At 66.4% G+C, this 22713-nt stretch carries 23 protein-coding genes; 16 read left to right on the top strand and 7 right to left on the bottom strand.

The genetic code is table 11. The features are described from left to right. Positions 1-104 precede the first annotated feature (104 nt). Entirely contained in the window at positions 105-1601 is a 1497-nt protein-coding gene (gene mqo, locus PVZ77_RS08955; protein WP_273807233.1) for a malate dehydrogenase (quinone), read from the top strand. A gap of 142 nt (positions 1602-1743) precedes the next feature. Here the strand turns inward: mqo and PVZ77_RS08950 are convergent, their stop codons facing one another. From PVZ77_RS08950 to PVZ77_RS08940, 3 genes are all read right to left on the bottom strand, one after another. Then, the gene (locus PVZ77_RS08950) at positions 1744-3537 is read right to left on the bottom strand and encodes a gamma-glutamyltransferase family protein (protein WP_443218039.1); all 1794 of its coding nucleotides are present in this window, start codon (positions 3535-3537) and stop codon (positions 1744-1746) included. A 77-nt stretch (positions 3538-3614) separates the two neighbouring features. Continuing rightward, complete coding sequence (locus tag PVZ77_RS08945; protein ID WP_273807232.1) at positions 3615-4115, bottom strand: DUF1294 domain-containing protein; 501 nt, start codon at positions 4113-4115, stop codon at positions 3615-3617. After that, positions 4112-4948 (bottom strand): undecaprenyl-diphosphate phosphatase, encoded by an 837-nt coding sequence (locus PVZ77_RS08940; protein WP_158896727.1) that lies wholly within the window; start codon positions 4946-4948, stop codon positions 4112-4114. The genes PVZ77_RS08945 and PVZ77_RS08940 overlap by 4 nt, the downstream gene beginning before the upstream one ends. A 266-nt stretch (positions 4949-5214) precedes the next feature. On the opposite strand from PVZ77_RS08940, the gene pnuC reads away from it, so the two are divergent. The 5 genes from pnuC (at position 5215) to PVZ77_RS08915 (ending at position 7876) form a co-directional block, all read left to right on the top strand. Continuing rightward, positions 5215-5778 (top strand): nicotinamide riboside transporter PnuC, encoded by a 564-nt coding sequence (gene pnuC / locus PVZ77_RS08935; RefSeq protein ID WP_273807515.1) that lies wholly within the window; start codon positions 5215-5217, stop codon positions 5776-5778. After that, on the top strand, positions 5775-6302 hold the full coding sequence (locus tag PVZ77_RS08930) for an AAA family ATPase (RefSeq protein ID WP_273807231.1): 528 nt from the start codon (positions 5775-5777) through the stop codon (positions 6300-6302). Before pnuC ends, PVZ77_RS08930 begins: the two co-directional genes overlap by 4 nt. Before the next feature lie 37 nt (positions 6303-6339). Next, a complete protein-coding gene (locus PVZ77_RS08925) occupies positions 6340-6894 on the top strand; it encodes a Smr/MutS family protein (RefSeq protein ID WP_273807230.1) in 555 nt (184 codons plus the stop codon). A gap of 63 nt (positions 6895-6957) precedes the next feature. Continuing rightward, positions 6958-7506: a GTP cyclohydrolase I FolE gene (gene folE / locus PVZ77_RS08920; protein WP_133863117.1), complete on the top strand. Its 549-nt coding sequence runs from the start codon at positions 6958-6960 to the stop codon at positions 7504-7506. Positions 7507-7570: 64 nt separating this feature from the next. Beyond that, on the top strand, positions 7571-7876 hold the full coding sequence (locus PVZ77_RS08915; RefSeq protein ID WP_273807229.1) for a putative quinol monooxygenase: 306 nt from the start codon (positions 7571-7573) through the stop codon (positions 7874-7876). Between the two features lie 403 nt (positions 7877-8279). Here PVZ77_RS08915 and PVZ77_RS08910 read toward each other — a convergent pair whose 3' ends face one another. Beyond that, the gene (locus PVZ77_RS08910; RefSeq protein WP_273807228.1) at positions 8280-8828 is read right to left on the bottom strand and encodes an adenine phosphoribosyltransferase; all 549 of its coding nucleotides are present in this window, start codon (positions 8826-8828) and stop codon (positions 8280-8282) included. 208 nt (positions 8829-9036) lie between these two features. On the opposite strand from PVZ77_RS08910, the gene PVZ77_RS08905 reads away from it, so the two are divergent. From PVZ77_RS08905 to rbsD, 6 genes are read left to right on the top strand one after another with little or no spacing between them, the layout of a single operon-like run. Next, positions 9037-9993: a sugar ABC transporter substrate-binding protein gene (locus PVZ77_RS08905; protein WP_273807227.1), complete on the top strand. Its 957-nt coding sequence runs from the start codon at positions 9037-9039 to the stop codon at positions 9991-9993. Between the two features lie 15 nt (positions 9994-10008). Continuing rightward, positions 10009-11565: a sugar ABC transporter ATP-binding protein gene (locus PVZ77_RS08900; RefSeq protein ID WP_273807226.1), complete on the top strand. Its 1557-nt coding sequence runs from the start codon at positions 10009-10011 to the stop codon at positions 11563-11565. After that, positions 11562-12539, top strand: coding sequence for an ABC transporter permease (locus tag PVZ77_RS08895; protein ID WP_208691311.1), 978 nt, complete (start codon positions 11562-11564; stop codon positions 12537-12539). The genes PVZ77_RS08900 and PVZ77_RS08895 overlap by 4 nt, the downstream gene beginning before the upstream one ends. Then, complete coding sequence (locus PVZ77_RS08890; RefSeq protein WP_273807225.1) at positions 12539-13558, top strand: LacI family DNA-binding transcriptional regulator; 1020 nt, start codon at positions 12539-12541, stop codon at positions 13556-13558. Before PVZ77_RS08895 ends, PVZ77_RS08890 begins: the two co-directional genes overlap by 1 nt. Further along, positions 13548-14456, top strand: a complete 909-nt coding sequence (rbsK, locus tag PVZ77_RS08885; protein WP_273807224.1) for a ribokinase — start codon at positions 13548-13550, stop codon at positions 14454-14456. The genes PVZ77_RS08890 and rbsK overlap by 11 nt, the downstream gene beginning before the upstream one ends. Beyond that, entirely contained in the window at positions 14453-14857 is a 405-nt protein-coding gene (gene rbsD, locus PVZ77_RS08880; RefSeq protein WP_273807223.1) for a D-ribose pyranase, read from the top strand. Before rbsK ends, rbsD begins: the two co-directional genes overlap by 4 nt. Here rbsD and PVZ77_RS08875 read toward each other — a convergent pair. Continuing rightward, positions 14854-17634 carry a bifunctional diguanylate cyclase/phosphodiesterase gene (locus PVZ77_RS08875; protein ID WP_405046289.1) on the bottom strand — a complete coding sequence of 927 codons (2781 nt, stop codon included), beginning with the start codon at positions 17632-17634 and terminating at the stop codon, positions 14854-14856. The genes rbsD and PVZ77_RS08875 overlap by 4 nt on opposite strands. 436 nt (positions 17635-18070) lie before the next feature. Between PVZ77_RS08875 and PVZ77_RS08870 the strand changes: the two genes are divergently transcribed. From PVZ77_RS08870 to PVZ77_RS08860, 3 genes are all read left to right on the top strand, one after another. After that, complete coding sequence (locus tag PVZ77_RS08870) at positions 18071-18583, top strand: ferritin-like domain-containing protein (protein ID WP_273807221.1); 513 nt, start codon at positions 18071-18073, stop codon at positions 18581-18583. A gap of 39 nt (positions 18584-18622) precedes the next feature. Continuing rightward, entirely contained in the window at positions 18623-19522 is a 900-nt protein-coding gene (locus PVZ77_RS08865) for a manganese catalase family protein (protein ID WP_133860620.1), read from the top strand. 340 nt (positions 19523-19862) lie between these two features. Then, complete coding sequence (locus PVZ77_RS08860) at positions 19863-20285, top strand: hypothetical protein (protein ID WP_273807220.1); 423 nt, start codon at positions 19863-19865, stop codon at positions 20283-20285. A 46-nt stretch (positions 20286-20331) separates the two neighbouring features. Here the strand turns inward: PVZ77_RS08860 and PVZ77_RS08855 are convergent, their stop codons facing one another. Together PVZ77_RS08855 and PVZ77_RS08850 are read right to left on the bottom strand one after the other, a co-directional pair. Beyond that, the gene (locus tag PVZ77_RS08855) at positions 20332-20931 is read right to left on the bottom strand and encodes a glutathione S-transferase family protein (RefSeq protein ID WP_273807219.1); all 600 of its coding nucleotides are present in this window, start codon (positions 20929-20931) and stop codon (positions 20332-20334) included. A 1-nt stretch (position 20932) separates the two neighbouring features. Further along, the gene (locus tag PVZ77_RS08850) at positions 20933-22102 is read right to left on the bottom strand and encodes an aminotransferase-like domain-containing protein (RefSeq protein ID WP_273807218.1); all 1170 of its coding nucleotides are present in this window, start codon (positions 22100-22102) and stop codon (positions 20933-20935) included. Between the two features lie 80 nt (positions 22103-22182). Here PVZ77_RS08850 and PVZ77_RS08845 point away from each other — a divergent pair, with 80 nt between their 5' ends. Further along, entirely contained in the window at positions 22183-22662 is a 480-nt protein-coding gene (locus tag PVZ77_RS08845; RefSeq protein WP_273807217.1) for a MarR family winged helix-turn-helix transcriptional regulator, read from the top strand. Positions 22663-22713: the final 51 nt, after the last annotated feature.

Here is a 22713-nt window from a genome sequence, read left to right as displayed (position 1 = left end):
CCCGTCCGTTCGCGGCCAGCCGGGGGTTGCCCAACTCGAGGTCGGGCTCCGACGCCCGCTCTCCCTCAGGTGTAAAGCGAGACACTGTCTCAGGAGTACGATGAATGCACAGTGGTAACGAAGAGTCGGATTTCGTTTTCGTCGGCGCGGGAATCATGAGCGCGACCCTGGCGGTCATGCTAAAGGAGCTGGAGCCCACGAGTACCGTAGAGGTCCTCGAACTGCTCGACGTAGGCGCGGCGGAGAGTTCCAACCCCTGGAACAACGCTGGAACCGGCCATGCGGCCCTCTGCGAGTTGAACTACACGCCCGAAAAGGCGGACGGCAGCATCGACGTCACCAAGGCCCTCAGCATCAACGGCATGTTCGAGGCCTCCAGGCAGTTCTGGTCCTACCTGGTCGAGGAAGGCCACTTCGGTTCGCCGCGCGCCTTCATCAGCCCGGTGCCACACATGTCCTTCGTGCATGGCGCCAAGGACATCGCCTTCCTGCGCAAGCGCTATGAAGCCCTCAAGGACCACGCCTGCTTCGATGGCATGGAGTATTCCGAGGATCACGCCAAGCTGCGCGAGTGGATGCCGCTGGTGATGGAAGGCCGTCCGGCTACCGAAGCCGTGGCGGCGACCCATGTGGCCGGTGGCACCGACGTCAATTTCGGCGCCCTGACCATGAGCCTGCTGGGTCACCTGCAGACCCGCCCCGGCACCCAGGTCCGCTACAACCAGAAGGTGGTGGACCTGACCCGCGAAGCGGATCAGCGTTGGCGCCTGACCATCGAGGACAGTCGTTCCGGTGCCACCCGCACGCTGATCGCCAAGTTCGTCTTCCTCGGCGCCGGTGGCGCGGCCCTGCCCCTGCTGCAGAAGTCCGGCATCCCCGAAGGCGCCGGCTACGGTGGCTTCCCGGTGAGCGGCCAATGGCTGCGCTGCGACGATCCGCACATCGTCGAGCGCCACCAGGCCAAGGTCTACGGCCTGGCCGGGGTCAACTCGCCGCCGATGTCGGTGCCGCACCTGGACACCCGGGTGGTGGATGGCAAGAAGTCGTTGTTGTTCGGGCCCTTCGCCGGCTTCACCACCAAGTTCCTCAAGCGCGGTTCCTTCCTCGACCTGCCCAAGTCGATCAAGTCGGGCAACATCGGCCCCATGCTCGCCGTGGCGCGAGACAACATGCCGCTGACCCGCTACCTGGTCGGCCAGGTGCTGCAGTCCTTCGACCAGCGCGTCGAGGAATTGCGCGCCTTCTACCCGGCCGTGCGCAAGCAGGACTGGCGCCTGGAGGTGGCGGGCCAGCGGGTGCAGATCATCAAGAAGGATCCGCAGAAAGGCGGTGTCCTGCAGTTCGGTACCGAGATCGTCGCCTCCGGCGACGGCACCATCGCCGCCCTGCTGGGCGCATCCCCTGGCGCTTCCACCTCGGTGTCCATCATGCTGACCCTGGTCGAACGCTGCTTCCCCAGCCGTTATCAGAGCGAAGAGTGGCAGGCCAAGCTGCGCACCATGTTCCCGGCCTTCGGCCACAAGCTGGCGGAAGAACCGGAGCTGCTACGCGAAGTGCGCGAGCGCACCACCCGCGTGCTGCAACTCGACCAGCCGGCGTGATGGCGCAGACGCCGGCCCGTTCATCCGGTCCGGCGTCTTCTTCCCTGCAAACCTCCTCCGAAACGCCCAACCCCGTCCAATCGCCTCCTCCCCGCCTGGGAGCAGGCTGGGGTGAGAACGTCTTTACCGTCTAGGCCTCCGCCTAGTCCCCCAGCGCCGCGCCCTCCCGCCGCGGATCGGCACCTCCCTGCCAGCCAGATCCGACCCGGCGAATGACCTGGATGCCACTGGTCATCTCGTCCTCGCGCACCTGATGTCCGCGCTGCTCCAGCGCCTGGCGCAAGGCCGGGGTGGTCTCGCCACGTTCCAGCTCGGTAGGGCCATTGCGGCTACCGAAATTCGGCAGACCCGCCGCCGCCTGAGGATCCAGCTGCCAGTCCAGCAAGCCGACCAGGGTCTTGACCACATAGCCGGCGATCTGGGAGCCACCCGGCGACCCCAGAGCCGCTAACAGGTCGCCGCTCTGGCGATCGAATACCAGGGTGGGCGACATGGTCGAGCGCGGACGCTTGCCCGGTTCGACCCGATTGGCCACCGGCAAGCCCTTCTCGCGGGGCACGAAGGAAAAGTCCGTCAGCTGGTTGTTGAGCATGAAGCCCTTCACCATCAGGTGGGAGCCGAAGTAGCTCTCCACCGTGGTGGTCATGGACAGGGCGCCGCCCCACGCGTCCGCGGCCACGACCTGCGAGGTAGAGACGCGCAGGGGCGAGCGATCCGGCGCCCAGGCCAGGGTGGGTCCGGGCGGAACACCCGGCGCGGCCTTGCCCAGGCTGCGCTCACCGACCTGCTGGGCGCGACTGGCCAGATAGCCCGGATCGAGCAGGCCCTTGACGTTGACCGGCACCAGCTCCGGATCTGCCACGTACTGGGCGAGATCGGCGTAGGCCAGGCGCTCGGCCTCGGCGATCAGATGCACGGCTTCGGGACGCGGCTCCTGGCCCGCCGGCAGAGCGGTCGGCACCGGCCGCAGCGGCGCCAGGGCCCAGGCCGGATCTCGGGCTTCCAGGGCCTGGAGAATGCCCAGGGTCTGGGCCACGGTGATGCCGCCGGCGGGCGGTGGCATGCCGCAGACACGCCAGCGCTGGTAGTCGGTGCACAGTGGCGTACGGGTCCTGGCGCGATAGCCGGCCAGGTCCTGGACACCCAGGCTGCCAGGATTGGGGCTTTGCTGCACGGCCTGGGCGATGGCCTGGGCCAGGTCGCCGCGATAGAGCGCGCCGGCGCCTTCCCGGGCGATCAGCGCCAGGGTAGCGGCCAACTCGGGATTGCGCAGCCGGGTGCCCACTGGCTTCACCTGCCCTCCGGCATCCAGGTACAGCGCGGCCATGCCGGGCGACTGCTTGAGGAAGGGATCGTGCACAAGCTGGTTGTGCAGCCGCGGCGACAACGGGAAACCCTCGCGGGCCAGGCGGATGGCCGGCTCGAACAGCACCTGCCAGGCCAGCTTGCCGTGGTCGCGATGCGCCAGCTCCAAGGCGCGCAGCACCCCGGGCACCCCGACCGAACGACCGCCGATACGCGCCTCCTCGAAGGCCATGGGGCTGCCGTCCGCATGCAGGAAGAGCCTTTCCGTGGCGCCCGCCGGGGCGGTCTCGCGACCATCGTAGGCCTGGACCTTGCGACCGTCCCAGTAGAGCAGGAAGGCGCCGCCGCCAATCCCCGAGGATTGCGGCTCGACCAGGGTCAGGACCGCCTGCATGGCGATGGCGGCATCGATGGCCGAGCCACCCTGGCGCAGGATCTCCCGCCCTGCCTCGGCGGCCAGAGGGTTGGCCGCCGCCGCCATCTGCCGGGTGGCTTCGCTGGCCGCCAGCCCAGGGCGGTAACCGGAACCGGCCTCGGGGGCCGTGGGCAAGGAGGTCTCGCGACTCTGGCTGCAGGCGGCCAGAGTCAGGGACAGGAAGAGAGGCGTAAGGATCGACAGGGGGGTTCGCAACGTGGGGCTCCTGGGCAACGGGGGCTTTCGCCCGCCAAGCCTAGCCCATCACTCGCACCCATGCCGCCTGGCTGATCTCAGAGCGGCAGGTGACGATGCAGAAAGCCGCCGCAGAGCACATCCAGCCAGAGCAGCTGGTGCAGGGCGACGATGGCGAAGAACACCAGCCGAAAGCTCAGCTTGACGGTCTTGTGGCGGAATCGCTGCTGGGCGATCAGGGCGCCCGGCCAGCCGCCGAGCAATTCGCCCAGGTGCAGCATGCGCTCTGGCACGCGCCAGCCCTTGTCGCGGGCGCGCTGCTTGTCGTGCTTGTAGAGCAGGTAGGTGACGATGCTCGCGATCAGATAGAGCGGCAACGGCCAGAGCACGCCACGGCCGAAGGCCAGGGACAGCATGCCTACCAGGGGCAGGATGAAGACCGCGATCTGCAGCAGCGCCAGCATGTCCTGGCGGGCGATGGCCGCGCGCTGCTGGTAGGGCGTCAGCGGCCCTGCCCGCTTGGCAGCCTTGGGGGAAGCGTTCTGCGTAGACGCACGAGCCGGCTTGCGCCGGCTCTGCTGTTCCTTCTCGGGTTTCACCCGGCGGCCTTGGCCGCGTGCCAGTCGATCCAGCCGAATTGCCAGGTGGCCAGGATCAGCAGTCCGAAGACGATGCGGTACCAGCCGAAGACCACGTAGCTGTGGTTGCCGATGAACTTCAACAGCGCCTTCACCGCCAGCATGGCGAAGATGAAGGAAGTGACGAAGCCGACCGCGAAGATCATCGCATCGCTGGGAACGAACATGTGGCGGTATTTGTAGACCGAGTAGACGGTCGCACCCACCATGGTCGGCATGGCCAGGAAGAAGGAGAACTCCGTGGCCGCCTTGCGCGACAGGCCGAAGAGCAGGCCGCCGATGATGGTGGAACCGGAGCGCGAGGTACCCGGAATCATCGCCAGGCACTGGGCGCAGCCGACCTTGAGGGCGTCATGCCAGCGCATGTCGTCCACCTCTTCCACGCGGATGCGATGCTTGCGCTTTTCCGCCCAGATCATGATCACACCGCCGATCACCAGGGCGAAGGCCACGGTGATGGGGTTGAACAGGTATTCGTGGATCAGGTCGCCGAGGATCACGCCCAGCACCGCGGCGGGCAGGAAGGCGACGATCAGATTGCCGGTGAACCGCTGCGCATAGGACTTGCGTGGCAGGTCGGTGACGATCTCGAAGACCTTGAAGCGGTACTCCCAGACCACGGCCAGGATGGCCGCCAGCTGAATCACGATGTTGAAGGCGATGACGGTATCGCCGCGAAAGCCGATCAGGTCGGCCACCACGATCTGGTGGCCGGTACTGGAAACCGGCAGAAACTCGGTGATGCCCTCGACTATCCCCAGAATCAGCGCCTGCAAGGCACTCCATAGGTCCATGGTATTACTCCATCCAAGTGAAACATTTGCAGGTAGCCGGAGCTGCAGGCTCCGGCGGCAACGGGGCTAGAACCGTGACGCTCCGCAGGGCTCAGCCCTTCGCGGTACCCAAGACAGCACGTGCTGAAGTCAGCGCCCGGCACCTTACCAGAGCGAGACCGGTTGAAGAGACCGATAGACGGCCATTAGGTGCCGTACAATGACCAATTCAATCTTTCCGGATGTGAAGCATGTCGTTTCTGGAGTCCCTCACCACCCTGCTGGGCATGTCGCCCGTGGAGCTGCTGGCTGCCGTTCTGGGGGTGATCGCCGTCTGGCTGACGGTCCGCCAGAACATCTGGGCCTGGCCCATCGGCCTGGTGATGGTGGTGCTCTACGCCTGGATCTTCCTGGACGTGAAGCTGTATTCCGACATGCTGCTGCAGTGCATATATGCCGTGCTGCAGCTCTATGGCTGGTGGCAATGGCTGAGAGGCGGCCAGCGGCACCAGGGCCGGGTGGTCAGCTCGCTCGCGGCGAGGCCCCTGCTGGCGGGTCTGGCTGTAGGTGCGCTGGGTAGCCTTGCCCTCGGCTATCTAATGGGCACCTATACCGACGCCGCCCTGCCCTGGCTGGATGCGGCGCTCACCGGCTTCAGTCTGGTCGCCCAGTTCTGGATGGCGCAGAAGCGGCTGCAATGCTGGGCGCTGTGGTTCGTGTTGGACGTCATCTATGTGGGCCTCTTCTATTACAAGGGCCTCTACCCCACCGCGATTCTCTATGCGGTCTTCGTCGGCCTCGCCGCCTATGGCTGGCTGGACTGGCGCCGCGCCCTGGCGACCGCACGATGAAGGTGGTGGTCCTGACCGGCCCCGAATCGAGTGGCAAATCCTGGCTGGCGACGATACTGAGCGAGAGATTCGGCGGTGTCCGGGTCGACGAGTACGTTCGCGAATACTGCGAGGAGCATGGCACCGACACCCGCCTGGCGGATGTGGAGCTCATCGCCCGCGAGCAATTGCGCCGCGAAGACCAGGCACGGCGCGCTGCGCCGGCCCTGCTGCTGCTGGACACCCATCTGCTGAGCAACCTGCTGTGGAGTCGCCTGCTGTTTGATGCGGCGCCCACCTGGCTGGAGCCGGCGCTGCTGGCCCGTCGCTACGACCTGCACCTGCTGCTCGATCCGCGCGACGTCGCCTGGCAGGACGACGGTCAGCGCTGCCAGCCGGAGCTCACCGAGCGCCTGGCATTCTTCGTCCAGTGCCGCGACTGGCTGCGGACCCACGGCCAGCCGGTGCTGGAAATCGCCGGCGACTGGCCCGAGCGGCAAAGGGCCGCGCTGGCCGCGGTGAGCCGATTGCTGCACGAGTCCTGACCCGCCGGTAGAATGACGTCCTATACCGGAGAACGCCATGCACGACGACGATGCCTCTTTCGCTGACTTCACCCGCGGGATCCGTCCGCTCAGGCAGGATCGCGCCGACACCGGCAAGTCGCGCGCCGACCTGGGCCAGATCGCCCAGCGCCGGGCCGATGCGACCAGGACCTCGACCACGACCCGGGTGGATGGCCTGAGCGATGCCTTCGTCATCGATGTAGGCGCCGAGGACGAACTCTACTGGGGCCGCGATGGCGTCCAGGACACCCAGCTGAAGCGCCTCAAGAGCGGCCAGATCCCTTTCGAGGGCAGCCTGGATCTGCACGGCATGACCGTGGAAAGAGCCCGGGAGACCCTCTGGGACTTTCTCGCCGAGGCCACCCGCCTGGAGATCCGCTGCGTACGCATCACCCATGGCAAGGCCGCGCGCCTGGATGGGCGTCGGCCGCTGATCAAGAGTCACGTCAACACCTGGTTGCGCCAGCACGCCCAGGTGCTGGGCTTCACCTCCTGCCTACCCCGCCACGGCGGCACCGGCTCGCTTTATGTCTTGCTCAAGCGCACCATGCTCGAAGGTCGCGACGAGTGACTCCGCGACTCGGGTGACGTCTCATCCGAGCGCCAACCTCCTTATCGACAAACAGGAACCCAAATGTCTCTCGAACAGCACTACTCCTCGATCCTGACCGGACTCGGCGAAGACATCGGCCGGGAGGGGCTGGTGGACACGCCCAAGCGCGCGGCCAAGGCCATGCAGTACCTCTGCCGCGGCTACACGCAGACGCTGGAAGAGGTGGTGGGCGAGGCACTCTTCACCTCCGACAACAGCGAGATGGTGCTGGTCAAGAACATCGAGCTGTACTCGCTGTGCGAGCATCACATGCTGCCCTTCATCGGCAAGGCCCACGTCGCCTACATGCCCAAGGGCAAGGTGCTGGGGCTGTCCAAGGTGGCGCGCATCGTCGACATGTTCGCCCGCCGACTGCAGATCCAGGAAAACATGACCCGGCAGATCGCCGAGGCCATCGAGAAGGTCACCGGTGCGGCCGGTGTTGCGGTGGTCATCGAGGCGCAGCACATGTGCATGATGATGCGTGGCGTGGAGAAGCAGAATTCCTCCATGGTCACCTCGGTAATGCTTGGCCAGTTCCGCGCCAGCGATGCCACCCGCGCCGAATTCCTCAGCCTGATCAATCGCTGAGTCGGTCGCGACGTCCGCCCGCCTGCAGGGTCGAAGCCTGGAACCTCCAGGAGACCTGCACGCCATGGCGGACGTCTACAGCCTCACCCTGTTCAGAGCCCAACCCGAACGTTCCCAGGCGCTGGGCGCCCACCTGCTGGACCTCGCCGCTGTGGCGGTGCAGGACGAGGGATGCCTGGACTATCGGGTATTCCAGGGTAGCGAGGACAATGACCTCTGGGTGGTCCAGGCCCGCTGGATCTCGCTCGCCGCCCAGGACGACCACTTCAACCAGCCACACACCCTCGCCTTCCTCGACGAGCTGCCCAAGCTGGCGGACGAGGTGGATCTGTACCCGCTGGCGCCCAAAAAGCCTACGGCTGGGCTTTGACGAGAGGCTGCCAGGGTTGCGAGAAAGCGTAGTAGGTTGGGCTGAGACGGCTCCATCGTCGAAGCCCAACGGGACCGGCACTGAGCAAGAGCTGTTGGGCTTCGCTGCGCTCAACCGAACCTACGATTTGAGTAACCGTAACAGTCATGGTGGTCCGCCGATGCGGTCAGGCCTGCAAAGGCATCACCATAGGACGGACAACGGCGTAGCCTTGGCCACGAACGGGCACCACACCAGGTGGAAAGCGCTGCGCGGCTTTCCACGCTACGGAGTTGGGTACCCGCAGGACGTTGCGGTCAGGTACGGCGCCGTTATCGCGGCCATGGGCCGCTCCTACAGGTGTTCGGTACGCCTGTAGGAGCGGCCGCGGCAGCGGACCGCCAGGGCCGCGATCAACGCAAACTCAATATTCGGACAGCGCGAAGCTCGTCAGGGCGAAGGTGGGGATGCCGGCGGCCTCCAGGCGCCTGGAGCCGCCCAGTTCGGGCAGGTCGACGATGGCGGCGGCTTCGTGGACTTCGGCGCCCAGGCGGCGGATCAGATTGCCGGCGGCGACCAGGGTACCGCCGGTGGCGATGAGGTCGTCGACAAGCAGCACTGAATCACCGGCACTGACGCTGTCCTTGTGTACCTCGATCACCGAATCGCCGTATTCGGTGCTGTAGACCTCGGTCAGCAGCTCGGCCGGCAGCTTGCCCTGCTTGCGGAACAGCACCAGTGGCTTGCCCAGTTCGTAGGCCAGGATCGGGCCGATGAGGAATCCGCGCGCATCCAGCGCCCCGACGTGGGTGAAGGTTGCCGAACGATAGCGCTCCAGCAGCTCCGCCATGACAGCGCGCAGCCCCTCTGGCGACTGGAACAGTGGCGTGATGTCCCGAAAGATCACCCCCGGCTTGGGAAAATCGGGCACGGCGCGGATGAGGGACTTCAGGGCGGATTCGGAAAAGGACATGGCAGAGACTCTCGGGCGCCGGGCGCCTGGTTGAATACGATTGCCCAGTATACCGGTGCCTGCGTGGCCGGGGCCAACCCGCCATCCCTGCGAGCTGAATCGATTCATGTAGTGGCTCGCGTTGACAGCTACCAACGAAGCGGACATCCTCGATCACGCGCAAACGTTTGCGCGACCACAAGAACCATAAGAATTCGGAGATTCCCCTATGCTGGCCTTTCGCCCTGCCCGCCTGCTGGCGGCTATCGCTTTCGCCTCCGCTTCGCTGATCCTGCCGCTCACCGCCAGTCATGCCACGGCCGCCGAAAAGCCCAAGGTCGCGCTGGTCATGAAGTCCCTGGCCAACGAATTCTTCCTGACCATGGAAGATGGCGCCAAGACCTATCAGAAAGAGCATTCTGCTGACTTCGACCTGATCTCGAACGGGATCAAGGACGAGACCGACACCTCCAGCCAGATCCGTATCGTCGAGCAGATGATCGTGTCCAAGGTCGATGCCCTGGTCATCGCCCCGGCCGACTCCAAGGCGCTGGTACCGGTGCTGAAGAAGGCCAGCGACGCCGGTATCAAGGTGGTCAACATCGACAACCGCCTGGATCCCGAGGTGCTCAAGTCCAAGTCCCTGGACATCCCCTTCGTCGGCCCCGACAACCGCAAGGGCGCACGGCTGGTGGGCGAGTACCTCGCCAAGCAGCTCAAGCAGGGTGACCAGGTTGGCATCATCGAAGGCGTCTCCACCACCACCAACGCCCAGCAGCGCACCGCGGGCTTCAAGGACGCCATGGAAGCGGCCGGCATGAAGATCGTCGGCGTGCAGTCCGGCAACTGGGAAATCGACAAGGGCAATGCCGTCGCCGCGGCGATGCTCAACGAGTATCCCGACCTGAAGGCCCTGCTGGCCGGCAACGACAGCATGGCGCTGGGCGCCGTCTCCGCCGTGCGGGCCGCCGGCAAGAAAGGTCAGGTGCAGATCGTCGGCTACGACAACATCAAGGCCATCCACCCGATGCTGAAAGACGGCCGCGTCCTCGCCACCGCCGACCAGTTCGCCGCCAAGCAGGCCGTGTTCGGTATCGACGCCGCGCTCAAGCTGGTCAAGGGCGAGCCCACCGGCGCCAAGGACGGCGTGATCGAGACGCCGGTCGAACTCGTCACCCAGCCCTGAGCCAAGGAGAGCCCCATGTCGTCCGAGGTCATCCTCAGCGCTCGTTGCATCGGCAAGACCTATGCCCAGCCGGTACTCGGCGGCGTGGACCTGGAGTTGCGCGCCGGCCAGGTGCTGGCGCTCACCGGGGAAAACGGCGCCGGCAAGAGCACCCTGTCCAAGATCCTCTGTGGCCTGGTGCAACCCACCACCGGCGAGCTGAGTTTCCTCGGCCGACCCTATGCCCCGGGCAGCCGCCGTGAGGCGGAAGCCCAGGGGGTGCGGATGGTCATGCAGGAACTCAACCTGCTGCCCACCCTCACCGTGGCGGAAAATCTCTTTCTCAATCGCCTGCCCCGGCGACTGGGCTGGATCGACCGACGCCAGTTGCGCGAGCAGGCGCGGCTGGCCATGGCCCAGGTCGGCCTGGAGGCCATAGATCCGGATACCCCCATCGCCGACCTGGGCGTGGGTCACCAGCAGATGGTGGAAATCGCCCGCAACCTCATCGGCGATTGCCGGGTGCTGATTCTCGACGAGCCGACCGCGATGCTCACCTCGCGCGAGGTGGATTTGCTGTTCGAGCAGATCGAGCGCCTGCGCGCCCGGGGCGTGGCCCTGGTCTACATCTCCCATCGCCTGGAAGAACTCAAGCGCATCGCCCAGCAGCTGGTGGTACTGCGTGATGGTCGGCTGGTGGCCGACGCGCCCATGGCGGAGTACGGCACCGAGCAGATCGTCAGCCTCATGGTCGGCCGCGATCTCGGCGAGCACCTCGACATGGGCGAACGCCGCTTCGGCCCGCCCCTGCTGGAGGTCAAGGGTCTCACGCGCGCCGACAAGGTCCAGGACGTTTCCTTCAGCGTCCGCGCTGGCGAGATCTATGGTATTTCCGGCCTGATCGGCGCCGGAAGGACCGAACTCCTGCGACTGATCTTCGGCGCCGATCAGGCCGATTCCGGCGCGGTGCACCTGGCCGGCAAGCCGGTCGACCTGGGTTCGCCGGCCAAGGTGGTGCGCCAGGGCATCGCACTCATCACCGAGGACCGCAAGGGCGAAGGCCTGCTGCTCAGCCAGCCGATCAGCGCCAACATCGCCCTGGGCAACATGGCCAAGGTCGCCCGGCAGGGCCTGGTCAGTGGCACGCGGGAAGCGGCCCTGGCCGAGCGCCATATCAAGGGCATGCGCATCCGCTGCAGCGATGGCACCCAGCCGGTGGGCGAACTCTCCGGTGGCAACCAGCAGAAGGTGGTCATCGGGCGCTGGCTGGAACGCGATTGCCAGGTGATGCTGTTCGACGAACCCACGCGCGGCATCGACGTCGGCGCCAAGTTCGAGATCTATGGCCTGCTGGCCGAACTCACCCGCCAGGGCAAGGCCCTGGTCGTGGTCTCCAGTGACCTGCGCGAGCTGATGCTGATCTGCGATCGCATCGGCGTGATCTCCGCGGGCCGCCTGGAAGCCACCTTCGAACGCCATGACTGGGATCAGGAGCGGCTGCTGGCCGCCGCCTTCGCCGGCTATCGCTCCCGCGAAGCCCTGCTGGAAGAACCTGTCCCGCCGCAAACCCTTTCTCAGGAAGCCATTCGATGAGCAGTCTTCCCGTCACCTCTTCCCGGCGTGCCTTCGGCCTCGGCCTGGGCACCTACATCGGTCTGGCCGCTGCGCTGCTGGCAATGATCGTGCTGTTCTCCCTGATGAGCAGCCACTTTCTCTCCTATGCCACCTTCACCACTCTGGCCAACCAGATCCCCGATCTGATGGTGCTGGCGACCGGGATGACCTTCATCCTGATCATCGGCGGCATCGATCTCTCGGTGGGTTCGGTGGTCGCCCTGGCCGCCGCCGTGGTCAGCGTCGCCACCCTGGAATGGGGCTGGGGCATCCTGCCGGCGGCCGCCCTGGGCATGCTCTGCGCGGCCCTGACCGGGACCCTCACCGGCAGCGTGACCGTGGCCTGGCGCATCCCCTCCTTCATCGTCTCCCTGGGCGTGCTGGAAATGGCCCGTGGCGCCGCCTACCAGCTGACCAATTCGCGCACCGCCTATATCGGCGATGCCTACGCCTGGCTGTCGACGCCCTTCGCCTTCGGCATCTCGCCCTCCTTCGTCATCGCCCTGCTGGTGATCGTGGTCGCGCAGCTGCTGCTGACCCGCTCGGTGCTCGGGCGCTACCTGATCGCCATCGGCACCAACGAGGAAGCGGTGCGCCTGGCCGGGATCAATCCCAAGCCCTACAAGGTCATCGTCTTCGCCCTCATGGGCCTGCTGGCGGGCCTGGCGGCGCTGTTCCAGATCTCCCGCCTGGAAGCCGCCGATCCCAATGCCGGCGTGGGCCTGGAACTGCAGGTGATCGCCGCCGTGGTGATCGGCGGGACCAGCCTGATGGGCGGCCGCGGCTCGGTGATCAGCACCTTCTTCGGCGTGCTGATCATTTCGGTACTGGCCGCCGGCCTGGCCCAGATCGGCGCCAGCGAGCCGACCAAGCGCATCATCACCGGCGCGGTCATCGTGGTTGCCGTGATCCTCGACACCTATCGCAGCCAGCGCGCCAAGAGCAAGGGCTGATGGCGACCATCAAGGATGTCGCCGCCCGCGCCGGCATCTCCTACACCACGGTCTCCCACGTGGTGAACAACAGTCGCCCGGTCAGTCCGGGCGTACGGAAAAAGGTCGAGGCGGCCATCGCCGAGCTGGGCTACGTGCCCAGCGGCGTGGCCCGCTCCCTGCGCAGTCGCGCCACCGGCACCTTCGGCGTGCTGGTGCCCAATGTGGTCAACCCCTACTTCGCCGAACTCGCGCGGGGGATCGAGGATCACTGCGAGCGCCAGGGTTACAGCGTCATCCTCTGCAATTCCGATGACGATGCCGACAAGCAGCTGCGCTATCTGCGGGTGCTCAAGGAGCGCCGCATCGACGGCCTGGTGGTCGCCACCGTGGACGGCGATCCGCGCTTCGCCCGCGCCCTCGCCGGCCTGCGCATCCCGCTGGTGCTGGCCGACCGGCCGCTGGACGGGGTCCAGGCCGCGCATATCCGCATCGATCACCACCAGGGCGGCCTGCTCGCCACGCGTCATCTGCTGGAGCTCGGCCATCGGCGGATCGCCTGCATCGGCGGCCCGGCCGACTCCCCCGTCGCCAGCGAGCGGATCACCGGCTACCAGGAGGCCCTGGCGGACGCCGGCCTCGCGCCTGGCGCCATCCAGCGCTGCCCCTTCACCGCCGCGGCCGGTCATGGCGCGGCCCGCGAATTGCTGGCCCGGGCGGAGCGCCCGACCGCGATCTTCGCCGGCAACGACACCATCGCCCTGGGCGTGTTGCGCGCCGCCGCGGAGCTGGGCCTGAGCGTCCCCGGCCAGCTCTCGGTGGTGGGCTTCGACGACATCGAACTCAGCCGCTATCTCTACCCGGCCCTGACCACCATCGGCCAATCGATCCGTGACCTCGGCGAGCGCGCCGCCCAGCTCCTGCTGGCGCGCCGCGAGACGGTCGGCAGCCCCTCCACCCACGACATCGCCGTACCCCGGCTGGTGCTGCGCGAATCCACCGCGGCGCCCTCTGCTCTGGAGACCTCCCATGCACCCTGACGTCGTCGTCATCGGCAGCCTGAACATGGACCTGGTGGTGCGCGCCCCGCGCCTGCCCAAGGGCGGCGAGACCCTCGCCGGCCATACCTTCACCACCGCACCCGGCGGCAAGGGCGCGAATCAGGCCGTCGCCGCGGCACGCCTGGGCGCCCGGGTCGCCATGATCGGTTGCGTCGGCGCCGATCCCTATGGCGATTTTCTCACTCGCAGCCTGGTGCAGGAAGGCATCGACTGCCGGGGCGTCTCGGTGGCTGCCGAGGTTCCCACCGGCATCGCTTCCATCCTGGTGGATGACCAGGGCCAGAACGCCATCGTCATCGTCGCCGGTGGCAACGGCGAGCTGTCCGCCGCGCACCTGCAGGCCCAGGAGCAGGTGCTCGACCAGGCCAAGCTGGTGATCGCCCAGCTGGAGGTGCCGCGGGCCACCGTGGGCGACGCCCTCGCCCGCGCCCATGCGCTGGGCAAGACGGTGATCCTCAATCCGGCGCCGGCCACCGGTCCGTTGCCGGCCGAGTGGTACGCCCATATCGACTACCTGGTGCCCAATGAAAGCGAAGCCAGCCTGCTGACCGGGTTGCCGGTGGACACCCTGGAGCGGGCCGAAGCGGCCGCGCGTCAGCTGGTCGCCGCCGGCGCCCGCCAGGTGCTGCTGACCCTGGGTGGCCAGGGCCTGCTGCAGGTCACCGCCGACAGCTGCCGCCACCACCCGGCCACGCCGGTCAAGGTGGTGGACACCACCGCCGCCGGCGACACCTTCCTCGGTGGCTTCGCCGCCGGGCTGGCAGAAGGTCTGAGCGTGGATGCCGCCATCGCCCTCGGCCAGCAGGCCGCCGCCATCGCCGTCACCCGCCCGGGCGCCCAGCCGTCCATCCCCACCCGCCAGGAGCTCGCCCGGTGAAAAAGACCTCCCTGCTCAACATCGCCCTGTCCCAGGCCGTCGCCAGTCTCGGTCACGGCGACCTGGTGGTCATCGGTGACGCCGGCATGCCGGTACCGCCGGGCACCCCGCTGGTCGATCTGGCCGTCACCCCGGGCGTGCCGGACTTTCTCAGTGTGCTGCAGGCGCTGCTCAGCGAGATGCAGGTGGAAAGTCATCTGCTCGCCGAGGAAACCCTCACCGCCCAGCCCCCGGCCCTGGGCGAACTGGAACGCCTGACCGCGAGCGGTGCCCTGGGCAGCCGCCGCCTGGTTTCCCATGACGAAATGAAGGCCCTGTGTCGCCAGGCGCGGGTGCAGATCCGCACCGGCGAGTGCCAGCCCTACACCAACCTGATCCTGGTCGCCGGCGTCGCCTTCTAGTCGACGACCCTGGCCAGCAGCCGCCGGGTCGCGAGCAGATCCAGCGGGCGGGCGAAGAAATAACCCTGGGCGTGGCGGGCACCCATGTCCCTGAGCAGTTGCAACGCCTGGGCGTCCTCGACGCCCTCGGCGACCACATCCAGCCCCAGTGACTCGGCCATGCGCACGATGGCGCGAACGATGGCGACGCTGCGCGCGCTCTCGGCCAGACGCAGGACAAAGGACTTGTCGATCTTGAGGCCACGAAAGCGATACTCGTGGACGTAGCCTAGCGAGGAGAAGCCCGCGCCGAAATCGTCCAGCACCACCGAGACTCCGTGGCGATCCAGGGCCTCCATGGCCGCCTTGGCGCGTTCCGGCTCGGCGACCAGGGCCCCTTCGGTCAACTCCAGGCAGATCCGCGACGGCGCCACGCCATACGCGGCCAGGATGCTCAGCACCTCGTCGGCGAAGTCCGGCCGTACGATGCTGTAGCTGGAGCAATTGACGTGCACCACCGGCCAGTGCGCCTGGGTCGGCTCGGCCAGGGTGGCGGCGATGCGCGTCAGCATGTAGGTATCCAGGCGTCCGATCAGGCGCATGCCTTCCAGCTCGGGTAGGAAAGCGCCCGGCGCCAGGACGCTGCCGTCCGGCTGACGCCAGCGGATCAGTGCCTCCAGCGCCGCCACACGGCCGCTGGTGACGTCGATGATCGGCTGGAAGAAGGGCTCCAGTTCGTTGCCATTCTTCAGCGCCTTGCGCAGCGCGCCTTCACGCACCACCTGATCGGAGACCACCTGGCGCAGTTCCTGGTTGAAGACCGCGAAGTTGTCGCGCCCACCCTGCTTGACCCGATACATGGCCGTATCGGCGTCGCGCAGCAGGTCATCCGGCTGGCGATGCAGGCTGGGATCGGCCAGCACGATGCCGATGCTGCAGGAGGCGAACAGGCTGTGGTCGTCGATCACCAGCGGACGATCGAAGGCCTCGATGATGCGCTGGGCGATGGCCACCGGCGAATCCAGGCCGCCACCGGGCACCAGGATGGCGAATTCATCGCCACCCAGTCGTGCCAGCAGGTCGGTCTCGCGCAGGCAGCTCGACAATCGCTCACCGGCGGCCACCAGCAGCAGGTCGCCGAAGGGATGGCCGAACTGGTCGTTGATCCGCTTGAATCTGTCCAGGTCGAGAAACATCACCGCCAGACCGGTCCCGTCGCGCTCCAGCGCTGCCCAGAGCTCGCCCAGGCGTTGCTGGAAGAAGCTGCGATTGGGCAGCCGGGTCAGGGCATCGTGGTTGTTCTCGTACAGCAGTCGGGCATTGGCCGCGTCCAGCGCCCGGGTGCGCTCCTGCACCCTGAACTCCAGGGCCTGGCGCGACTGCTGGATGGCTTCCGCGGCGCTGCGCCGGGACAGCGCGGTATCGATATGGCGCGAGACGAAGGTAAGCAACTCCTGGTCGCGCCGGCTGTAGTAGACGTCTTCGCGATAGCTCTGTACCGCCAGCACGCCGCGGACGTGCTTGCCGTCGTAGAGCGGGATGCCCAGCCAGGAGTAGGCCTCCGGGGTACCCTCGACCGGGGTGATCTCGCCCTGCTCGATCAGCAGCCGGGCCTTCTGCCGATCGATGATGCAGGGTCGCCGCTGGCGGATGGTGTACTCGGTATAGCCACGGGTGCCGCGCCGGGTGACGGGCGCCGTGGTACGGCGCTCGTCGGCGAAATAGGGGAAGCTCACCTCGCCCGAGGCGTCGTCGTAGAGCGCGATATAGAAGTTGTGGGCATAGAGCAACTCACCCACCACCCGGTGCAAGCCGCCCAGGAGTTCCGGCATGTCGGTACTGGCGCTGGACAGCTCGGCGATACGAAACAGCGCCGCCTGCAACTGCTCGGCGCGTTCGCGCTCGGCGATCTGCTCACGCAGCCGGGCATTGACCTCCGACAGCTCCTGGGTGCGCTGGCCCACGGTGGCTTCCAGGGATTCGCGCCGGAGGATGCGATCCAGGGCCATGGCCACGTCGCGGGCGATCACCTGGAACAGCGCCTGGTCCTCTGGGCCGTAGCGGCGCTCGCGGTCGTAGACCTGCAGGCTGAGCACCCCGAAGGTGCGATCGGCGCCGTCCTTGAGCGGGATGCCCATCCAGAACTCGGGAACCGAGCCCTGACAATAGTAGGGCCCCGACACTTGCGCCGCTTCGATCGCTTCCTTGGCCAGCAGCAGCGGTACCCCGTGCATGAGCACATAGGCGGTCAGGCAGGGCCGCTCGCGATCCATCAGCTCGAAGGAGCCGGGCTCCGGCGGACTCTCGTCGCGCTGATCGAAATAATAGGGATAGTGGATCTGGTCCGAGTCGGCATCCTGCAGCGCCAGGAAGAAGTTCTCGGCGTCGATCAGCGAGACCAGCAGCTCGTGAGTCCGCTGCATGAACAGTTGGCGATCCAGGGTCGAACTGGCCAGGTAGGTAATGTCGTAGAGCACCTGCTGGATGGCCTGGGCCCGCTGCAGCTGCAGGCGCTGCAGGACGAAGCCGAATCTCAGGGCCAGCGCGGGGAAATCGGTGTGGCCATCGGGACGGGCGAGCAACCAGCCCAGAGGCGTCGGGCCACTGCCGGTGGGATGGCAGTGCAGCCCGGCCTCGGCGGACAGCTGCGCCAGGGCCTCGTCATCGAGCAATTCCGGCCAGGCACTGGCGCCATTGCCGATGGCCATGCAGGACCAGTTGCCGCGGCGCTGGTACCAGGCCCAGTCGGCATCGGCGGCGGCCGCGCGCAGTTGCGCGATGATCTGCTCCGCCGCCATCCCCGGCGCGTTCGGATCCGGCCAGCGTGCCTCCAGCGGCCTGGCCGGGCGTGCGCCTGGCGACTGTTCCTCAGGCCCTCTCATGCTGACTCCTTCCCGTGCATTCCCCGAATCCTGACACAGATGCCCCTGGCTTCGGCAACTACCGAATGAACGGTTTCCTTGGCGGCGCGAACGGCAAAGATATGACTAAAGGCCAGAATGGGCTAGGACAAGAGTTATACAGCCGCAGGGCTCCTGTCCAATAACTCACCCTGCCAGACGATCCCCGGCCGCTGGGCTTGTAGAACAAAAAGGGCGAGCTTTCCCCATCGATCAGAAAGGCTGTCGCGCCTCGAATCTCTCGCTAGGCCAGGGCCACTAATAAGCAGACAGAACGCAATCTGGCGGGGCCCTCCAGCCCGTTGTCGCCCTTCTCCACGAGCAGGAATTTTCCATGACCTCTTCCAAGCAAGACAACCTCATCGACTGGCTGCGCGATGCCCACGCCATGGAGGAACAGGCCGAGAAGATGCTCTCCGCCCAGTCCGCCCGGCTGGAGCACTACCCGCAGTTGCGCCAGCGCATCGAGCAGCACATCAGGGAAACCCAGGAGCAGCGCCAGATCATCGAAGGCTGCCTGAGCCGTCACGGCAGCAGCGCCTCGACCCTCAAGGACATGGGCGGCAAGTTGATGGCGCTCGGCCAGACCCTGGGCGGCGCGCCCATGAGCGATGAGGTCATCAAGGGTGCCATCGCCGGTTACGTCTTCGAAAACATCGAGATTGCCACCTACACCACGCTGATCGCGGCGGCTGCCGAGATCGGCGACACCGAAACGCAGCAGGCCTGCGAACGCATCCTCGAACAGGAGAAGGCCATGGCGGCCTGGTTGCTGGAAGACCTGCCCGCCACCACCCGTGCCTTCCTCGAACGCTCCGCCGATCCCGATCTCACCGCGAAGCGCTGAACCGCCCGAGTTATACCGTGACTAGCCCCTGGAGGTTACATGTTCGTCCATAACAAGCGACTGCAATACACCGTGCGCGTGTCCGAGCCCAATCCCGGCCTGGCCAACCTGATGCTGGAGCAATTCGGCGGCCCCCAAGGCGAACTCGCCGCCGCCATGCGCTACTTCACCCAGGCGATAGCCGAGCTCGACCCGGGCCGCAAGGACATGCTGTTCGACATCGCCACCGAAGAACTCAGCCACCTGGAAATCATCGGTTCAATGATCGCCATGCTGAACAAGGGCGCCAAGGGCGACCTGGCGGAAAAGACCCAGGACGAAGCGGACCTGTACCGCTCTCTGACCGGCGCGGGCAACGACTCCCACCTCACCCAGATTCTCTATGGTGGCGGTCCGGCCCTGACCAACTCGGCTGGCGTACCCTGGACCGCGGCCTACATCGACACCATCGGTGAACCGACCATCGACCTCAGGTCCAACATCGCCGCCGAAGCCCGGGCCAAGATCGTCTACGAGCGCCTGATCAACGTCACCGACGATGCCGGCATCAAGGACACCCTGAGCTTTCTGATGACCCGCGAGATCGCGCACCAGAAGTCCTTCGAGAACGCGCTGCATTCCATTCAGCCCAACTTCCCCCAGGGCAAGGTGCCGCCCCGCCCCGAATTCGCCAGCGTCTACTACAATATGTCGCAAGGCGAAGGCGACATGCGTGGACCCTGGAATCAGGGTCAGGACTGGGAGTTCGTCGAACAGCCCGGACCGGCCGTGGATGGTGGCGACGGCCTGGCCAGCGTCAAGCTGCCACCGATGCAGGCCAAGGCGATCGAGCAGCTCGCCACCCGCACGATGTCAGATCCGAATGCCGCGCCGGTGACCGGTGCCGACCTGGGTGCCGGCCTGGCCAAGCAACTCGACAAGAATCGTCTGGAAGAGTGATGTCAAGGCGACGACGTCCACCGGGCGTCGTCGCCCTCCCTCCGGCCTGACGACCTTTCGTCGGCCAGCTCCTCTCGCTCCCGACTTCGCCAGAACCTGGCCATTTGCCATCGGTCCTACTGCCGTCATCGTAGTAGGGAAATCCCTGATGGAAGATTATCTCCTGGCGTTCGCCATGGTCGCTCTGACCGCCCTGTTCATAGGTCTCACTACCGTCGGTCTGGTGGAATTCACCTGATGGCGCTTTGCCGCCTTTCGCGCTGAACATTCGTCTGGCGGCGCAGTCTGCCGCTGTGCATTGATGCCACCACGTTGTACCGACGTAGTCAGGGACGCCACCATGAACCGCCACCTTTACGCCTTAGCCCTCGTTGCCGCCGCCGTCTGCAGCGCACCCGCGTTCGCCATGGATCAGAATGCCCTGCAATTCGAGCAGGCCAGCATGATTGCCTTCAAGAGCTGCGCGAACAAGGCGGTGATCGCCGGCACCCGCATTGGCGACACCGCCCGCTTTTCCGATACCGACACCTGCGTCGTCCAGGCGCTGTCGCAGATCGAGCCGGCCTATCAGCGAGCCCTCACCTCGCTGCAGAACAACGGCACCGCCCGGCGCTGCCTGCAGACCTACTACAGCAACTGGCTGACGCTGATGAAATCTCTGCCTGAGCTGCAGTCCAAGCCGCCATCCTCGGTGCTGCTGACCGCCAATGGTGGCGAGCGCCGCCTCAACCAGTACTGGCAATTCGTGGTCAGCGCCCGCTGAGCACGCACTGGCATCCCGTGGGGAGCCCGGCTCCCCTGTTCGCATTTCAGCTGATGGCGACATGCCCCGGCTGCGCTGCCACGCGCGCCAGCCAGGCCTGGATCGCCGGATAGCCGTCCAGTCCGAAGCCGCCTTCATGGGCAACATGGGTATAGGCATAGAGCGCGATGTCGGCGATCGAGTACTGCTCCCCGACCAGGAAGGGCGTGCGTTGCAGCTGCTGCTCCATCACCCGCAACGCCTTGTAGCCCCGTACCTGGCAGACCTCGTACTCCTCCAGGCGCTCCGCCGGCATCCCCTGGTAGAGCCGGATGAAACGCGCGACGGCCACATAGGGCTCGTGACTGTATTGCTCGAAGAATTGCCACTGCAGCACCTGGGTCCGCAGGCGCGGCTCGCTGGGCAGGAAGCGCGTGCCGTCGGCGAGGAAGTTGAGGATGGCGTTGGACTCCCACAGGCAGGTGCCGTCTTCCAGCTCCAGCACCGGAATCTTGCCGTTGGGATTCTTCGCCAGGAAGGCTTGGCTCCGGGTCTCACCAGCGAGGATATCGACCTCGTGCCAGCGATACTCCACGCCGAGCAGGTGCAGCATCAGCACCACCTTGTAGCAGTTGCCGGAACGACGATCGCCATAGACCTGATACATCTCACAGCTCCTTGCAATGGGGGGTGGCCGACCGGATCACGCCGGCCAGGCGCGCGAGGCCGGTGTCCAGCCGCTCGGGCAGCACGTGGCTGAAATTGAGCCGCAGCAGACCGCGATGACGATCCGGCTCGGCGAAGAACGGCTCGCCCGGCATGAAGGCGACATCCTGCGCCAGGGCGGCGTCCAGCAGCGTACGGGTATCCAGGGGCGTTTTCAGCCGTAACCAGAAGAACAGACCGCCCTGCGGAATCTGCCAATCGGCGATATCGCCGAAATGTCGTGGCAGCGCCAGGGCGAAGCCATCGCGGCGTTCACGGTAGAAGGCCCGCACCTCCTCCAGGTGGTGGGCATAGCGCTCGCTGCCCAGCCATTGCAGCACCTGCCACTGGCTCATGCGGCAGGTATGCAGATCGGCGGCCTGCTTGAGCGCCCGCAGCGGCTTGAGCAACTCGGGCGAGGCGATCAGGTAGCCCACGCGCAGGCCGGGCAGCAGCGTCTTGGACAGGCTGCCGGTGTGGATCCAGGCGCTGCGTCGGAGCTGGGCGCACAGCGGTCGCGCCGGCGCGCCGTCATAGCTGAGCTCGCGATAGGGCTCGTCCTCGACCAGGGTCACACCGTACTCGTCCAGCAGGGCCGCCACCGCCGCTCGGTTGGCCGCGGAATAGCGCACACCGGAAGGATTCTGGAAGGTCGGGATCAGATAGGCGAAGGCCGGGCGCCGCCGTTCCAGCTGCAGACGCAAGGCAGCCAGATCCAGTCCCTCCGGGGCCAGACTGACTTCGAGGCAATCCGCGCCAAAGAACTGGAAGCTCTGCAGCGCCGCGAGATAGGTGGGGCCTTCCACCAGCACCGGAGTGCCGACGTCGAGATAGAGTTTGGCGATCAGGTCCAGGGCCTGCTGCGAACCCGTGGTCACCAGCACCTGGTCCGCCGTGCAGTCCAGGCCATAGCCGCGTGCCTGAGCGGCGATGGCTTCGCGCAGTGCCGGCTCGCCCTCGCTCATGCCGTACTGACCCAGGCCGGCCGGCATCCGGCTCCAGTCCATCGCCGGCAGACAGCGCTCGGCGGGCAGGCCGCCGGCGAAGGACATCACTTCCGGGCGCTGCGCCGCCGCCAGGATGTCGCGGATCAGGCTGCTCTTGAGTCGGCTTACCCGTTCGGAAAATACCATCTGCCCTCCTGTGGCCCGTGGCCGGCTAATGAGTCAAACTACTTGACCGACCCTAATGCACTCCGGAAAGACAAGTCAATATGCTTGACCTAAATCAGACCACCCAGCAGCGCCTGGTCATGGAGACCTTCTTCTTCGGCTATCAGGCGTTCACCGCCAAGGCCGACGACATGCTGGCGCGCCGCGGCCTGAGCCGGGTCCACCAGCGCATCCTGTTCTTCATCGCCCGCGAACCGGGACTGAGCAACAAGGCCCTGCTGGACGTGCTCAACGTCAGCAAGCAGGCGCTGAACATTCCGCTGCGGCAGTTGCTGGAGATGCAACTGGTGGCCATGGCGACCGACGCGACGGACAAGCGCAAGCGACGGCTGTCGCTCACCCGCGGCGGCGCCGCGCTGGAGCAGACCCTGAGACGCGAGCAGATGCGGCTGGTGCAGGCCGCGCTGGTCACGGCCGGAGCGGACGCCGCCGAAGGCTGGCTGGCCTTCAACCAGGCGCTGGCCGGTCGCCATGAAGCCGAAGGCAGCCAGGACAGTTCGCAACCCTCGGTCGACTCCTGAAAACTGTACCGCTGGTTCGCGGCCTCGGTGTACGGATACCCGCTAGCGACG

This window comes from Pseudomonas sp. SHLD1 (assembly GCF_028640935.1).
Classification (GTDB): domain Bacteria; phylum Pseudomonadota; class Gammaproteobacteria; order Pseudomonadales; family Pseudomonadaceae; genus Chryseomonas; species Chryseomonas aestiva.
The sequence above is the reverse complement of the archived record's forward strand: the minus strand, read 5'-3'. Positions and strand labels throughout refer to the sequence as shown.